Here is a 13,980-nt window from a genome sequence, read left to right as displayed (position 1 = left end):
AGGTCTACGGGTTCCCGGCGGCGCGACCGTACCAAACAGACGCTTCGCCATAGCGACGGACCCTCTCCTCAACGTACCCTTCGGGCCACACCAGGACCTTTCCCCTGCTTTCCCTCTCGAACGCCACCAACCCCTCCTCGACCAGCCAGCCGTTGTCACGCAACAGCTCCAGGACCGCGAGCACCTCGGCGTCGGAGACGGCGTAGGGCGGGTCGGCGAAGACGATGTCGTACGGGGCGTCCGGAGTCTTGGCCAGGACCCGCATCACCTTGTCGGCCACCACGTGGGCGCCATCGAGGCCCAGGGACTGGACGTTGGCCTTGATCGTCCTTACGGCCTTGGGGTCGGACTCGACCATCACGGCCTCGGCGGCTCCGCGTGACAGCGCCTCCAGGCCGATCGCGCCCGAGCCGGCGTAGAGGTCCATGACCCGGGCGTCGTGGAGTCCGTACAGTGAATCGAGCGTCAAGAAGATCCCTTCTCGCGCCCTGTCGCTGGTCGGTCTCGTCCCGCGCCCCGGCGGGACGGTCAACCGCCGCCCACCCGCGCTCCCCGCGATGATCCGAGTCATGTGCCCCATTCTTTCGCATGTTCACGCAGGTCAAGAGTGGACAAGTGTCTGCCTCAAGTGCGCAAGGGTGATTCACATTGGTGCGGCGGGCCCGCATGATGAGTCTGCGGCCTTCAAGGTGACCCACATGAAGGTCGACCGGCGTGATCGTGAGCCCTTCCGCACGCCGGTTCCCTCGGCACCTGACCCGAGGGTGGGCCCAGCCGGGGACGGCATTCGGGGGGAGGCCGTCCCCGCGGCTGGGGGCCATTTCTTTTCTTTTTTACGCGGTGTCGTGGTTCGCCACTCGCCTTACTTCGGCTGAGGGCCCTCCAGGAAACAGCCTCTGATCCCTTCACCGGTGGCCCGCCGTTACGCGAGCCCATCTTGACCGGGCTCCGTGGTTCCCATCTGATCGCCGCACGCGCCGGTCCCCACCGCACGCCTCCTCGCCGCATTGGCGCCCCGCGTGGCCCGTCCTGCGCCATGCGCTTTGCCGCATCCGGCGCCGCGTCGCGAGTGTCAGGCCTTCTCCAGATAATCGGCTCGTTCGTCCTCCAGTAGCCGGTCGATCTCGGCTCTCAGTTCCTCGTGGGTCGTGAGGTCCGGGTCTTCGGTCAGGAGGGCGGAAGCCTCCTCTCTGGCGGTGGCGATGACGTCCTCGTCGCGCAGGAGTTGCAACAGCTTCAGTGACGAGCGCTTGCCCGACTGGGCCGCGCCCAGGACGTCGCCCTCACGTCGTTGTTCCAGGTCCACTCGGGACAACTCGAAGCCGTCCAGGGTGGCGGCCACCGCGTCCAGGCGGAGGCGGGCAGGGGTGCCCTCGGGGAAGTCGGAGACCAGGAGGCACAGGCCGGGCAGGCCGCCGCGGCCCACTCGGCCACGCAGCTGGTGGAGCTGGGAGACGCCGAAGCGGTCGGCGTCCATGATGATCATGACGGAGGAGTTGGGCACGTCGACGCCCACCTCGATGACCGTCGTGGCCACCAGGACGTCGAGCTCGCCGCGGGTGAAGGAGCGCATGATTGCGTCCTTCTCCTCGGGCGGCAGCTTGCCGTGCAGGGTGCCGACGCGCAGATCGTGGAAAGGCCCCTGGGTCAGCAGCTCGGCCACGTCCAGGACGGCCAGCGGCGGGCGGCGCTCGTCCTCCCCCGAAGCGCCTCCTGACGCGACGACCCCCATGTCGCCCTCGTCGCCCTCCAGGTCGCCGATGCGCGGGCACACGATGTAGGCCTGCCGCCCCAGCGCCACCTCCTCACGCACCCGCTCCCAGGTGCGCTCCAGGTAGTGGGGCTTCTCCGCGGCCGGCACGACGTGCGTGGTGATGGGGGCGCGGCCCGACGGAAGCTGGGACAGCGTCGAGACCTCCAGGTCGCCGAAGACGGTCATGGCGACCGTGCGGGGGATCGGGGTGGCGGTCATGACCAGGACATGCGGCCGGCCGTCCCCCGCCTTCTCGCGCAACGCGTCGCGCTGCTCGACCCCGAAGCGGTGCTGCTCGTCGACCACGACCAGCCCAAGGTCGGCGAACTGCACGTGCTCCTGCAGCAGCGCGTGCGTGCCGACGACGATCCCGGCGGTGCCCGAGGCGGCGTCGAGGAGGGCGGAGCGCCGGGCGGCCGCGCCCATGGAGCCGGTCAGCAGCGTGACCGCCGTGCCCCCGAACATGCCGCCCTGCGCCAGGTCGCCCAGCATGGTGCTGATCGAGCGGTGGTGCTGCTGCGCGAGCACCTCCGTGGGGGCCAGGAGCGCGGCCTGCCCGCCCGCGTCGACCACCTGCAACATCGCGCGCAGCGCCACCACCGTCTTGCCCGCGCCGACCTCGCCCTGCAGCAGCCGGTGCATCGGGTGCTCGCGCGCGAGGTCGTCGGCGATCTCCTCACCCACCTGCGCCTGCCCCTCCGTCAGCGAGAACGGCAGCCGCTCGTCGAACGCCGCCAGCAGCCCGTCGCCCCGCCTGGGCCGCGGCTTGGCGGGCCAGGCGGTGGCCGCCTGGCGGCGTTGCAGCAGCACGGCCTGCAAGACAAACGCCTCGTCGAACTTCAGCCGTTTGCGTGCCCGCCCCACCTCGGCGAAATCTTTCGGGCGGTGGATTCCCACCAGCGCGTCGGCCAGCGGCTGCAGGCTTTGGCGCACCCGCAGCTCGGCGGGCAGCGGGTCGTCCAGCGGGCCGAGGGTGTCGAGCACGATGCCGACCGCGCGCCTGATCGCCCACGGTGTCAGGTCCTTGCCCGCCGGGTAGATCGGCACCGGCGCCGCCGCGAACTCCTCCGCGCTCCCCTCGCTCTCCTCGAACAGCTCGAACTCCGGGTGCGCGAGCTGCCAGCGCGGCCTGCCCCGCGCCCCGAACAGCCCCACCTTGCCCGCGAACATGCCGCGCCGCCCCGGCTTCAGCCGTGACTCGGCCACATGAGAGCCCTTGCCGAAGAACGCCAGGTAGATCTTGTTGCCGTCACCGTCGACGACCTCGACCTCCAGCCAGGTGCCGCCGCGGTTGCGCATGGGCTTGCGCATGAGCCTGGTCACCTCGCCGACCACGGTCACGTGCTCGTCCACCTCGAGCGCGTCCAGCGCGGTCAGCTCGCCGCGCTCGGCGTAGCGGCGCGGATAGTGGCGCAGCAGGTCACCGACCGTCTCCAGGCCGAGCACGCTGTGCAGCAGCTTGGCGGTCTTCGGGTCGAGCGCCTTCGTCAGAGGCTCGTCGAAACGGCTCACGGCATTAAGTTCTACCGCCTGCGGCCGACAGGAATCCCGTTCACGCGGTTTACTCCACACCGATCAGCAGCGGGTAGCCGCCCTGCTCGCCGTCGTAGACCACTAAGTCCACGTCCGGTCGGGTATGTCGCAGATGCTCCTCGATGCCGGCGGCCAGGCCCGCGGGCGCCTCGGCACCCGTCACCAGCGTCACCAGCTCGCCGCCGCCGGCCACCATCCTGTCCACGATCATCGTGGCCACCCGCTCCAGCGTGCCGCCGATCAGCGCCACGTCGCCCTCGATCATGCCCAGCACGTCGCCGGGACGGCACACCCCGGCGCTTGTGAAGGCCTCCCTGTCGGCCACCGTCACGTGCCCGTACCTGGTCTGGCTCGCCGCGTCGGTCATCGCCACCACATCGTCGTCGAAGCGGCGCAGCGGATCGTGCACGGCCAGCGCCGCGAGCCCCTGTACGGTCGCCTTGGTGGGCAGCACGCTGACGGTGACGCCGTCCTCGCGGGCGATCTCGGCCGCCGCGGCGGCGACGGAGCCGACGCCGTCGTCGTTCGGCAGGACCGCGACCTCGCTGCCGGCCTGCCTGATCGCGGCCAGCAGGGCGGGGAGCGCGGGCCGGGCGCCGGGCGCGCGGCGTACGACGACGGCCCCGCACTCCTCGAACAACGCCGCGATCCCTTCTCCGGCGGCCACCGCCACCACGCCCCTGCCGGCGCTGCCGCGATGGGTGCGCTCGGCCAGGTAGGTGATCTTGATCCGGTGCGGCCGTCCCGCCCGCAACCCGGCCTCGACGGCGGGACCGGCCTCGGCCACGTGGACGTGCACGTTCCACAGCCCTTCGCCGCCTACCACGACGAGCGAGTCGCCCATGGCGTCGAGCTCTTCACGCAGCCGGGCCACCGCCCGGTCGTCGGCGTCCAGCAGGTACATCACCTCATAGCCCGCCCCGACCTCGGTCATCGGCGCCACCCGCGTGGTGGGCGGGGGCACGTCGTAGTGGTCGGCGTACGAGTCAGTGATCACTGCGGCCAGGGTCTCCAGCACGATCGCCGCGCCTGCGCCGCCCGCGTCCACGACGCCGCTGCGGGCCAGCACGTCGAGCTGATCCGGAGTACGTCCGAGCGCCGCCCGCGCCTCCCCCGCCGCCTGCCGCGCCACCTCGTGCAGGTCCCCGTCCACATCCTGTACGGCCCGCGCGGCGGACTCCAGCACGCTCAGCACCGTGCCCTCGACCGGCCTGGCCACCGCCTCCCTGGCCAGCACGGCGGCCCTGAGCAGCCCGGCTCGCAGGTCGTGGCCGTCCTTCAGCACCTCGGCGAGACCGCGCAGCGCCTGGCTGACGATCACGCCGGAGTTGCCCCGGGCCCCGACCAAGGCGCCGTACGAGAGCGTCTGCCACACCACGGCCGCGTCCACGTCATCGGGCAGCGACTCGACGGCCTCGGCCGCGGACAACAGGGTCAGGTGCAGGTTGGTGCCGGTGTCGCCGTCGGCGACCGGGAACACGTTGAGGGCGTCGATCTCCGTCCTGGCCCGGCCCAGGGCGTCGGCCGCCAGGCGGGCCCAGCGGCGCACCGCGGGCGGGTCGAGGATCTTCATCTGCGTCCTCCGACTATGTCCCCGACCAACCGACCCCGACCAACCGACCCCGGCCGACCGCATCCCGGCTGGCCGGCCGGCCCGAATGCGCTACTGTTGTTGGAGGAGAATATCTCTGCGCAGGGGCCAAGTGGAGTGTGCGTCAGCACTCGGTCCAGCGCTCCGGTTCGCGCCCAACGGTATGGATCGGATATTCTCGTCTGGCTGGCCGGTTGTCCCGGCATGCCCTCCGCCCGGAAAGCATCAGCGGACAGGGCTACATCGACTGTTTTAAGGAGCGATACCGTGGCTTCCGTCTGCGATGTCTGCCGCAAGGGCCCGACCTTCGGCAACAATGTGTCCCACTCGCACCGCCGCACCCGCCGTCGTTGGAACCCCAACATCCAGACGGTTCGCGCGGTCATCGGCGGCACGCCGAAGAAGCTGAACGTGTGCACCTCGTGCATCAAGGCGGGCAAGGTCACCCGCTAGTCCACACTTTCGCGCAAGCCCGTCGCTCCTGAGGGAGTTGCGGGCTTGCGCGTTTTTCGTCCCCAGACCAAACGCCCACAGCCCGGTCATGCTCAGCTCAGAGGCGCCCCGGCCCCGGGGCGCCTCATGCGGGTCAGCGTCAGTGACGCCCCGACCCGCGGCGCCCCATGCAGGTCAGCGCCAGTGCCAGGCGTGGTCCACCGGGCCGATGCCGGCGCCCAGGGGGAATCCGCGGGCGATCGCACCGGTCACGTACTCCTTCGCCTTTCCCACCGCCGCGGGCACATCGTCGCCCAGCGCGAGCCGGGAGGCGATGGCCGAGGCCAGCGTGCAGCCCGTGCCGTGGGTGTGGCGGTTGTCGAGGCGTTCGGCGGCGAAGCGGTATTCGCTCGTGCCGTCCGTGAGCAGGTCCACGGGCGCGCCGGGCAGGTGGCCGCCCTTGATCAGCGCCCACGTGGGCCCCAGCTCCAGTACGGCGTCCGCCGCCCGCCGGAGCCCATCCTCGTCCTCGACCTTGACCGAGGTGAGCTGCTCCACCTCCCACAGGTTCGGCGTGGCCACGGTGGCCACAGGCAGGAGCCGGGTCCGCACCGTCTCGACGGCCTCGGGCGCCAGCAGCGGGTCGCCGTGCTTCGACACCCCGACGGGATCGACCACCACCGGCGCGGCATAGCCGCCCAGCACGTCCGCCACGAGCTCGACCAGCGCCGGAGAGGCCAGCATGCCGGTCTTGACCGCCTGGGCGCCGATGTCGCCGAGCACCGAGTCGAGCTGCGCCCGCACGGCTTCGGGCGGCAGCTCCCAGTAGCCCTGGACACCGAGCGAGTTCTGCGCGGTCACGGCCGCGATGACGCTCATGCCGTGGACGCCCATGGCCAGCATGGTCTTCAGATCGGCTTGGATGCCCGCGCCGCCCCCTGAGTCGGAGCCGGCGACGGTCAGCACGCGTGGAGGGGTCGAAACCGTCATGTCCCCCATCCAACCATTCAGCTAACTACGCACTCCCCGCCCACCATGCCGCAGGCCTGGGCCTCCTGGCCGCGCCCTGTGGCGGTGAACGAGACCTTGGCCGAGTCACCCACCGCCAGCGACCCCGACAGGTCCAGGATCAGCAGGTCGCCGTCCTGCGTCCACTCGGCGCCGCTCACGCTCAGCACCTGGCCCTCGACGGGCACGGAGACCGTGGGGTTGTCCAGCTTCTCCTGTGAGGTGTTCGAGAGCGTCATGTCGACTCTGTAGGTGGTCAGGCGCTGGCTGATCGTCTGCTTGACGTTCAGCGCGCCTGCGCTGCCGCCGGAGTTGAACGTCCCCGCATCGGCAGTGGGCTGCGGCGTGGCGCTGACGGTCGCCGTGCCGCCCTCGTCCAGCGCCGACGGGTCCTCACTGGGCGAAACGGTCACGCCATCCTCAACGGGCGTCTCCGACGACTGTGTCGGCGTGGGCGTGGGCGTGGTGGTTTTCTTCACCCTGGTCTTGGTCGGCGTCGGCTTGGCCGAGGTGGTGCGCCGCGGCGTACGGGGGACGTACGAGGCCGTCGGCGTCGGGGTCTCGGAGGGCGTGGTCTCCTCCTCGACCGGCTCCTCCTCGGTCTCGGTCTCCTCCGGGGCGGGGTCGGAGACCGCGGGGCCCGGTTGGCCGCTCGTGGTCTGTGCGGCCGCACACGTGGTGCCCTCGCATTTGGCGGGGGCACCGGAGGAGCTCATGAGTTTGACGCCGGCCACGGTGCCGCCGAGCACGACGGCCACGGCCGCCACCGACAGCAGCGCCACCCGGCCCTTGCCGGCTCCGGAGGCGGGGACGAGCACCTCGTCGTCGCCACGGCCACCACCACGACCGCCCTTGCGGCGGCCGCGCCGGCCCTTGTGCTCGTCCGGCTCGTCCGGGCCGGAGTCAGCCGACCAGCCGGAGCCCAGGAACCCGGTCTCGGTCTCCGCCCAGGCCGGGGCCTGCACGGCCGTCGGCTCGCCGGCCACCTTGATGTCGCCCGGCTCGGGCGGATCGCCGGCTACGGCCCCGAAGCCCGGGGTCCGATCGAACCTGGCCGTACGATCCGCGGGCCCGCCAAAGGCGCCATCGCGGCCGTCAGGTCCATCGAACGCGCCGTCGCCGCTATCCGGCCTGCCGAAGGGACGGTCGCCGCCATCCGGCCCGCCGAAGGGACGGTCGCCGCCATCCGGCCCGCCGAAGGGACCGTTGCCACCGTCCCTGCCGTCAAAGGGGCCATTGTGACCACTGTGGCCACGTGGGCCGTCGAAGAAATCGTTGCGGCGGTCCGGGCCGTCGAAGGGCCCTGGGCTGCCGAAGGGTCCTGGGCTGCCGAAGGGTCCCTGGCCGCCGAAGGGGCCGGTTGCGTTGGCTGGTCCATCGAAGGGGCCGGTCCCGCCCCCGGGCGTGTTGAAAGCGCCCGGTCGATCCGCCGGGCCGTCGAAGGCTCCTGGACGTCCGGGGCCCGGCGCGCCGAAGCCGCCAGGGCCATCGCCTGGCCTGGGCCCGTGGGGCCCGCCGGGGCGATCGAAGGCTCCGGTAGCGGGACCGTCGAAGACGTCGGGGCCGTGGGGGGCGTTGAAACCGCCGACCGGCCCCGCGCCACCGGCGCCGCCTGCCGCCCCTGGAGTGCCGAAAGAGCCTGCCGGCCCCGGAGTGGGGAAAGGGCCTGGAACGTTTGAAGGACTGGGACCACCTGGGAAGCTCGACTCATTCGGGGCGCCAGGGCCGCGGCGGTCGGGAGGCGAGTCCCACTCCGGCGGGCGGGTGAACGCGCCCGTCGTCTCGAAAGGCCCGGCCTGCTCGTCATACGGGCTCGGCGGCTGCGCGAAGGCGCCGGTGGTCTCGAACGGCTCGGGCTGCGCCCCGCGCGCCGGCGGCTCGCCTTCCCTCCGCGGCATCGGGGCCCACTGCCCCGTCACCTCGGGCCGGTCCGGCAGTGACGGCCAACCAGGCGGCTCGTCCTGCTCGTCAGGACCCCAGAATGCGCTGCCGCTCCCCCATTCATCCCCGTCGTCGGATCCACCTGTGCCGTGGCGGCCCATGGCTGCCCTTTCTGCCGGTTACAGTGGCCGCCAATCTTCATAACACCTTTGATACGCCGTTGTCACAGCAATCCCACTAGTCATACCACAAATCGGGCAATTATCACTTAAATCGGGACAGATCGTTACCGAAAGTGATCCCACCCGCCGTGTCCAATCTCACGCCCATAGACCAGTACGCCGTCACCCTCGACCACCCGGCCCACGACATGCCACGACGCCGGCAGCGGCACCCCTTGGGGGAACACGGCCGCGAGGGCGTGATCCTCGCCCCCCGTGAGCACCCACTCCAGCGGATCGACCCCGAGTTCTTTGGCCGCCGCGGCCACCGGCTCCCCGATCGCGAACGCCTGCGGATCCAGCTCCACCCGCACCCCGCTGGCCTTGGCGACGTGGCCGAGGTCCTGCAGCAGCCCGTCGCTGACGTCGAGCATCGCGGTCGCGCCCAGCTCCGCCGCCCGCGGACCCTCCGCGTACGGGGGATGCGGCCGCCGATGCGCGGCCACGACCTCCTGGAGTGCGGCGGAGTCCACCGGCGCGCCGGCGTCGAGCAGCGCCCACCCGGCGGCGGCGTACCCGAGCCGTCCCGAGACCGCCACAACCTGCCCCGGCGCCGCACCGGCACGGGTGACCGGTGGCCGCCCGCCCAGGTCCCCCAGCGCGGTCACCCCAAGGACCACCAGGTCACAGCGGGTGATGTCGCCGCCGGCCACGCTTGCGCCGACCACGGCGCACTCGTCGCGGATCCCGTCGGTCAGCGCGTCCAGCCACGCCACCGGCAGGTCCGCCGGCATCCCGAGCCCGACCACGATGCACGTGGGCGTCGCCCCCATGGCGACCACGTCCGCGAGGTTCTGCGCGGCGGCCTTGCGACCCACGTCATAACCACTGGACCAGTCCCGGCGAAAGTGCCTACCCTCGATCAGCAGATCCGTGGACACCGCCACGCGCCCGTCAGGCGCACCGATCACCGCGGCGTCGTCACCCGGGCCCAGCATCACTGCCGCGCCCTGGGGCAGACGTCCGGTAATACGATTTATCGCTCCGAATTCGCCGAGATCTCCGACTGTGATGACGCACCTCCTGACGCACACAGGGTACGGTGGCCCTTCGGCGTGATCCAATCGCCTGGGAGGACGCAATGGTGCAGGCCTACATCCTTATTCAGACCGAGGTCGGCAAGGCCGCTGCGGTGGCTCACGAGATTTCCGAGATCCCCGGGGTCACTCAGGCTGAAGACGTGACGGGCCCCTACGACGTGATCGTCCGCGCGGAGGCCCGCAACGTCGACGAACTGGGCAAACTCGTCGTGGCGCAGATTCAGGCGGTGGACGGGATCACGCGTACTCTTACGTGTCCGATCGTTCACATCTGAGGGTAGTCGTCGCATGCGTGCCGCCGCCGTCCTGCTCGTTCTCCTAGCACTCGCTGGTTGCGGCGGCACCGTGCAGGTCGAGCCGCCCGCGCCGCAGGGCCAGGCGGCGGCTGCCTGCGACAAGCTGGCGACACTCCTGCCCCAGACGCTCGACGGGGCGCCGCGCAGCACGTCCACGCCGGAGTCGCCGTACGTGGCCGTCTGGGGCGACGGTGTCATCGCCCTGCGTTGTGGCGTGCCCCGGCCGGTCAGGATGGCGCCCACCGACCAACTGCAGGAGATCGACGGCGTCGGCTGGTTCCCCGATCCGGAAAAGCCCGCGTTGTTCACCGCCGTGACCGACTCCGCGTATGTGGAGGTCACGGTCGGCGGCGAGCACACCGCCGCCGAGGTGCTCGCTGACCTGTCGAAGCCGATCGCCCAGATCTCACCGCAGACCCGCTGACCGGGACAGCGCGAGCTGGATGAGCCGATCCACCAGCGCCGGGTAGGGCATCCCCGTCGCGGCCCAGAGCTGAGGCGCCACCGACAGCGACGTGAATCCCGGCATCGTGTTGATCTCGTTGAAGACCAGCTTGCCGTCCGGCGTGTAGAAGAAGTCCACCCGTGCGAGCCCTTCGCAGTCGAGCGCCTCGAACGCCCGCACGGCCATGGCCCGCAGCTCCTCGGCCGTCTCCGCCGGGAGGTCGGCGGGCACGGTCAGCGACATCTGGTCGGGGTAGTACTTCGCCTCGAAGTCGAAGAACTCCTGCCCGCCCTCGACCTTCACCTCGCCGGGCAGCGACGCAGCCGCGGGCTCGTCACCGAACGACTCCAGCACCGCGCACTCGATCTCCCGCCCCTCGATCGCGGCCTCGATGAGCACCTTGGGGTCGTGCTGCCTGGCGAACTCGACGGCCTCCGCCAACTGCTCCCGGTCGTGCGCCTTGGAGATGCCCTGCGAGGAGCCGGCCCTGGCGGGCTTGACGAACACCGGCCAGCCGAGCTCCTCCGCCTCCTTCAGCACGAGCTCGCGGTTGGTCCGCCAGTCCCGGTCACGCACGACCACGTAGGGGCCGGTCGGCAGCCCTGCCGCGGCCATCACGGTCTTCATGTGGGCCTTGTCCATGCCGACCGCGCTGGCCAGCACGCCGGAGCCGACGTATCGCACCCCGGCCATCTCCAGCAGCCCCTGGATCGTCCCGTCCTCGGCGAACGGCCCGTGCATCACGGGGAACACCACGTCGACCGAGCCGAGCTCCACGGGGATGCTGCCCGGGTCGTACGCCACCAGCGAGGGGCCGCCGGACGGCAGCGCCAGCGCCGCGCCCGAGCTGTCGACGACCGGCAGCTCGCCGCCCTCGATGGCGAAGCGCTGGTCGGAGGCGGCCAGCACCCACCTGCCGTCCTGGGCGATCCCGATCGGGATCACCTCATATTTGCTCCTGTCGATCACATCCAGCACGCTGCCCGCGCCCATCAGGGACACGGCATGCTCGGAATTGCGACCTCCGAAAACGACGGCGACGCGTGGCTTGCTCATGGTGTCCGAATCTACCGGGGTGTCCGCAGGACAGCGAGCCAAGCACGCCGCGAGCACAGATCAGAGGCCATATCGCTCCGGCTTGGGCGATCGCGACATGAGCAGCATCCCCGCCTCTGCCGGGGACATGCCGTCGTGCACGACGCCGACGACGACCTCGGTGATCGGCATCTCCACGTCGTGTTTCCTGGCCAGCGCCAGCACCGACTCGCAGGACTTGACGCCCTCGGCGGTCTGCTTGGTGGCGGCGATCACCTCCGCCAGCGTCATGCCGCGGCCCAGGTTTTCGCCGAACGTGCGGTTGCGCGACAGCGGCGAGGTGCAGGTGGCGACCAGGTCACCCATCCCGGCGAGCCCCGAGAACGTGTGCGGGTCGGCCCCCAGCGCGGCGCCCAGGCGGGAGATCTCGGCCAGCCCTCTGGTGATGAGCATGGCACTGACGTTGTCGCCCATGCCCATGCCCGCGGAGACACCCACGGCCAGCGCGATGACGTTCTTCACCGCGCCGCCGAGCTCGACGCCGACCACATCGGGGTTGGTGTAAGGGCGAAACCACGGAGGCAGGTGGCAGATCGCCTGCAGCCGTTCGGCCACGGACAGGTCCGTGCAGGCGGCGACCGTCGCGGCGGGCTGGCGCTGGGCGATCTCCAGGGCGAGATTGGGACCCGAGATCACCGCGACCCGCTCCTCCGGCACCTCGGCGACCTCGCGGATCACCTCGCTCATGCGCTTGGTCGTGCCGAGCTCGATGCCCTTCATCAGGCTGACCAGGATCGCGCCCGGAGGGAGGTGCTCGCGCCAGCGGGCCAGGTTGGGCCGGAGCTGCTGTGACGGCACGGCCAGCACCACGAACTCCGCCCCGTCCAGCGCACGCGCCGGGTCGGTGGTGGCCCGCAGCGACTCGGGCAGGGGGATGCCGGGCAGGTAGTCCGGATTCGTGTGGGTACGGTCGATCGCCTCGGTCAGCTCCCGCCTGCGGCCCCACAGCGTGACCTCGTTGCCCGCCTCCGCCAGGATCATGGCGAACGTGGTCCCCCACGAGCCCGTGCCGAACACGGCCACCTTTGTCATGCCATCACCGCCCAGCCGGATCATACGGCGTCTCGGGGCCCTTTCCGCCACGCAGCTCGGCCAGCTGCTCGGTGATCGCCGCCATGATGTCAGCCGTCGCCTCGCGCAGCACGCCGGCCTGCAGCGGCTGGCCCGCGTACTTCGACAGATCCACCGGCGGGCCCACCGTCACGCGGAACGTCTTGCGCGGGAACAACCTCGGCTTCTTCTCCCCGTACGGCAGCAGCTCCTGCGCCCCCCAATGGGCCACCGGGATGACCGGGGCGCCGCTCTCCAGCGCCAGCCGGGCCGCGCCCGTCTTGCCCACCATGGGCCACAGGTTGGGATCACGGGTGCAGGTGCCCTCGGGGTAGAACAGGATCGCGCACCCGTCGTCGAGCCGCTGGGCCGAGGCGCGCAGCGACCTGGCCGCCTCGCTGCTGCCGCGATCGACCGGGATGGCCAGCAGGCCCGTCACCGCCTTGCCCAGGAAGGGCACCTTGAACAGGGCCGACTTGGCGAGGATGACCGGCCAGCGCCCGTTGTTGTAGAGGAAGTGGGACAGCAGGACCGGGTCCGCCCAGGAGAGGTGGTTCGTCGCGATGATCACGCCACCGGTGCGGGGGATGCGCTCGCCGTGCCGCCAATCCCGCTTGACCAGGAGCCGGGACAGCGGTTTCACGATGATCACTGCCAGGGTTTCCCAGAAACGCGATGGTCGCGTGGGGCGGCTCATGGTTTCCTCCTCCGGTCTGCGCCCCAAGTCTCCCGGTTGGCCGCGGGGGGCGCGATGCTTAAGCGCTGCGATTCTGTGTGCCCACCTAAGTATTTCCGGCAAATCGGGCAGGCGGGACCGTGGCGGGGGCGGCCTCCCACAGGCGTGTCCATCAGCCCCTCGGCCGATCCCGCGTTAGCGTAATCGCCGCAACACCCGCGCAGACAGCGTGGTCAGTTTGTTGAACCAACAGAGCCACGAAGAGATCGTGGCAGAGCCTTAGGTTTCGTAGCGACTATGAGAAACGGTTCCACCCTATGAACATCCGATGGTCGCTGGTGATCCCGGTGAAGACGCTGGTCGCGGCGAAGACTCGGCTGGCGGCGGCGACGGGCCCGCATCGCACCGAGTTCGCCGTGGCCGTGGCCAGTGACACCGTCGCGGCGGCGCTCGCCTGCCCGCCGGTGGCACGGGTGATCGTGGTGACGGCCGACCCGGCCGCCGCAGGACCGCTGGCGGCGCTGGGCGCCGACGTGGTGCCCGACCCCGACCGGGGCCTGAACACCGCGCTGCGTACGGGCGCCGCCCACGCCGCACGCGTGGCGTCTGCCGACGCGGTCGGCGCGCTCCAGGCGGACCTGCCCGCCCTGCGGCCGGCCGAGCTGGAGGTGGCGCTGGCGGCGGCGGCCGAGTTCGACCAGTCCTTCGTGCCGGACGCGCTCGACGTCGGCACGACCTTCTACGGGGTACGTCCCGGTGTGGCCTTCTCGCCGCGATTCGGCGGGGAGTCGCGGGCCAAGCACCTGGCCGGTGGGGCGAAGGAACTGTCCGTGCCGGGCATCGACTCGGTCAGGCGCGACGTGGACACGCCCGACGACCTGCGCGCGGCCGTCGCGCTAGGGCTGGGGCCCCACACGGCCGCCGTGGTCGCCCGGCTGTGGCCCGAGTCGCCCTGAACC

13 protein-coding genes are annotated in these 13,980 nt (G+C 71.1%); 4 read left to right on the top strand and 9 right to left on the bottom strand.

Going from position 1 to position 13,980, the window contains the following annotated elements; translation table 11 throughout:
* Positions 1-4: 4 nt before the first annotated feature.
* The 3 genes from rsmD to OHA25_RS21280 form a co-directional block, all read right to left on the bottom strand.
* Positions 5-571, bottom strand: a complete 567-nt coding sequence (gene rsmD / locus OHA25_RS21290; RefSeq protein WP_327589253.1) for a 16S rRNA (guanine(966)-N(2))-methyltransferase RsmD — start codon at positions 569-571, stop codon at positions 5-7.
* 501 nt (positions 572-1,072) lie between these two features.
* Positions 1,073-3,265 carry an ATP-dependent DNA helicase RecG gene (gene recG / locus OHA25_RS21285; RefSeq protein WP_327589252.1) on the bottom strand — a complete coding sequence of 731 codons (2,193 nt, stop codon included), beginning with the start codon at positions 3,263-3,265 and terminating at the stop codon, positions 1,073-1,075.
* 49 nt (positions 3,266-3,314) lie between these two features.
* The gene (locus tag OHA25_RS21280; RefSeq protein ID WP_327589251.1) at positions 3,315-4,859 is read right to left on the bottom strand and encodes a DAK2 domain-containing protein; all 1,545 of its coding nucleotides are present in this window, start codon (positions 4,857-4,859) and stop codon (positions 3,315-3,317) included.
* Positions 4,860-5,144: 285 nt separating this feature from the next.
* On the opposite strand from OHA25_RS21280, the gene rpmB reads away from it, so the two are divergent.
* Positions 5,145-5,330 carry a 50S ribosomal protein L28 gene (gene rpmB, locus OHA25_RS21275; protein ID WP_049556934.1) on the top strand — a complete coding sequence of 62 codons (186 nt, stop codon included), beginning with the start codon at positions 5,145-5,147 and terminating at the stop codon, positions 5,328-5,330.
* Positions 5,331-5,504: 174 nt separating this feature from the next.
* Here the strand turns inward: rpmB and thiD are convergent, their stop codons facing one another.
* From thiD to OHA25_RS21260, 3 genes are all read right to left on the bottom strand, one after another.
* Complete coding sequence (thiD, locus tag OHA25_RS21270; protein ID WP_327589250.1) at positions 5,505-6,308, bottom strand: bifunctional hydroxymethylpyrimidine kinase/phosphomethylpyrimidine kinase; 804 nt, start codon at positions 6,306-6,308, stop codon at positions 5,505-5,507.
* Positions 6,309-6,316: 8 nt separating this feature from the next.
* Complete coding sequence (locus OHA25_RS21265; RefSeq protein WP_327589249.1) at positions 6,317-7,303, bottom strand: hypothetical protein; 987 nt, start codon at positions 7,301-7,303, stop codon at positions 6,317-6,319.
* 1,181 nt (positions 7,304-8,484) lie between these two features.
* Positions 8,485-9,453 carry a thiamine-phosphate kinase gene (locus OHA25_RS21260; RefSeq protein WP_327589248.1) on the bottom strand — a complete coding sequence of 323 codons (969 nt, stop codon included), beginning with the start codon at positions 9,451-9,453 and terminating at the stop codon, positions 8,485-8,487.
* Between the two features lie 47 nt (positions 9,454-9,500).
* Here OHA25_RS21260 and OHA25_RS21255 point away from each other — a divergent pair, with 47 nt between their 5' ends.
* Both OHA25_RS21255 and OHA25_RS21250 read left to right on the top strand, forming a co-directional pair.
* Positions 9,501-9,734, top strand: coding sequence for an Lrp/AsnC family transcriptional regulator (locus tag OHA25_RS21255; RefSeq protein ID WP_327589247.1), 234 nt, complete (start codon positions 9,501-9,503; stop codon positions 9,732-9,734).
* A gap of 13 nt (positions 9,735-9,747) precedes the next feature.
* On the top strand, positions 9,748-10,179 hold the full coding sequence (locus OHA25_RS21250) for a DUF3515 domain-containing protein (RefSeq protein WP_327589246.1): 432 nt from the start codon (positions 9,748-9,750) through the stop codon (positions 10,177-10,179).
* Here OHA25_RS21250 and OHA25_RS21245 read toward each other — a convergent pair.
* The 3 genes from OHA25_RS21245 to OHA25_RS21235 are packed head-to-tail and all read right to left on the bottom strand — an operon-like array spanning position 10,162 to position 13,042.
* On the bottom strand, positions 10,162-11,256 hold the full coding sequence (locus tag OHA25_RS21245; protein WP_305916619.1) for a D-alanine--D-alanine ligase family protein: 1,095 nt from the start codon (positions 11,254-11,256) through the stop codon (positions 10,162-10,164). The two genes, OHA25_RS21250 and OHA25_RS21245, sit on opposite strands and share 18 nt — an antisense overlap.
* 60 nt (positions 11,257-11,316) lie before the next feature.
* Positions 11,317-12,327: an NAD(P)H-dependent glycerol-3-phosphate dehydrogenase gene (locus OHA25_RS21240; RefSeq protein ID WP_327589245.1), complete on the bottom strand. Its 1,011-nt coding sequence runs from the start codon at positions 12,325-12,327 to the stop codon at positions 11,317-11,319.
* A 4-nt stretch (positions 12,328-12,331) separates the two neighbouring features.
* Positions 12,332-13,042, bottom strand: a complete 711-nt coding sequence (locus OHA25_RS21235) for a lysophospholipid acyltransferase family protein (RefSeq protein WP_327589244.1) — start codon at positions 13,040-13,042, stop codon at positions 12,332-12,334.
* A 296-nt stretch (positions 13,043-13,338) separates the two neighbouring features.
* Between OHA25_RS21235 and cofC the strand changes: the two genes are divergently transcribed.
* A complete protein-coding gene (cofC, locus tag OHA25_RS21230) occupies positions 13,339-13,977 on the top strand; it encodes a 2-phospho-L-lactate guanylyltransferase (RefSeq protein ID WP_327589243.1) in 639 nt (212 codons plus the stop codon).
* Positions 13,978-13,980: the final 3 nt, after the last annotated feature.

Origin of the sequence: Nonomuraea sp. NBC_00507, from assembly GCF_036013525.1 — a bacterium.
GTDB lineage: Bacteria > Actinomycetota > Actinomycetes > Streptosporangiales > Streptosporangiaceae > Nonomuraea.
The sequence above is the reverse complement of the archived record's forward strand: the minus strand, read 5'-3'. Positions and strand labels throughout refer to the sequence as shown.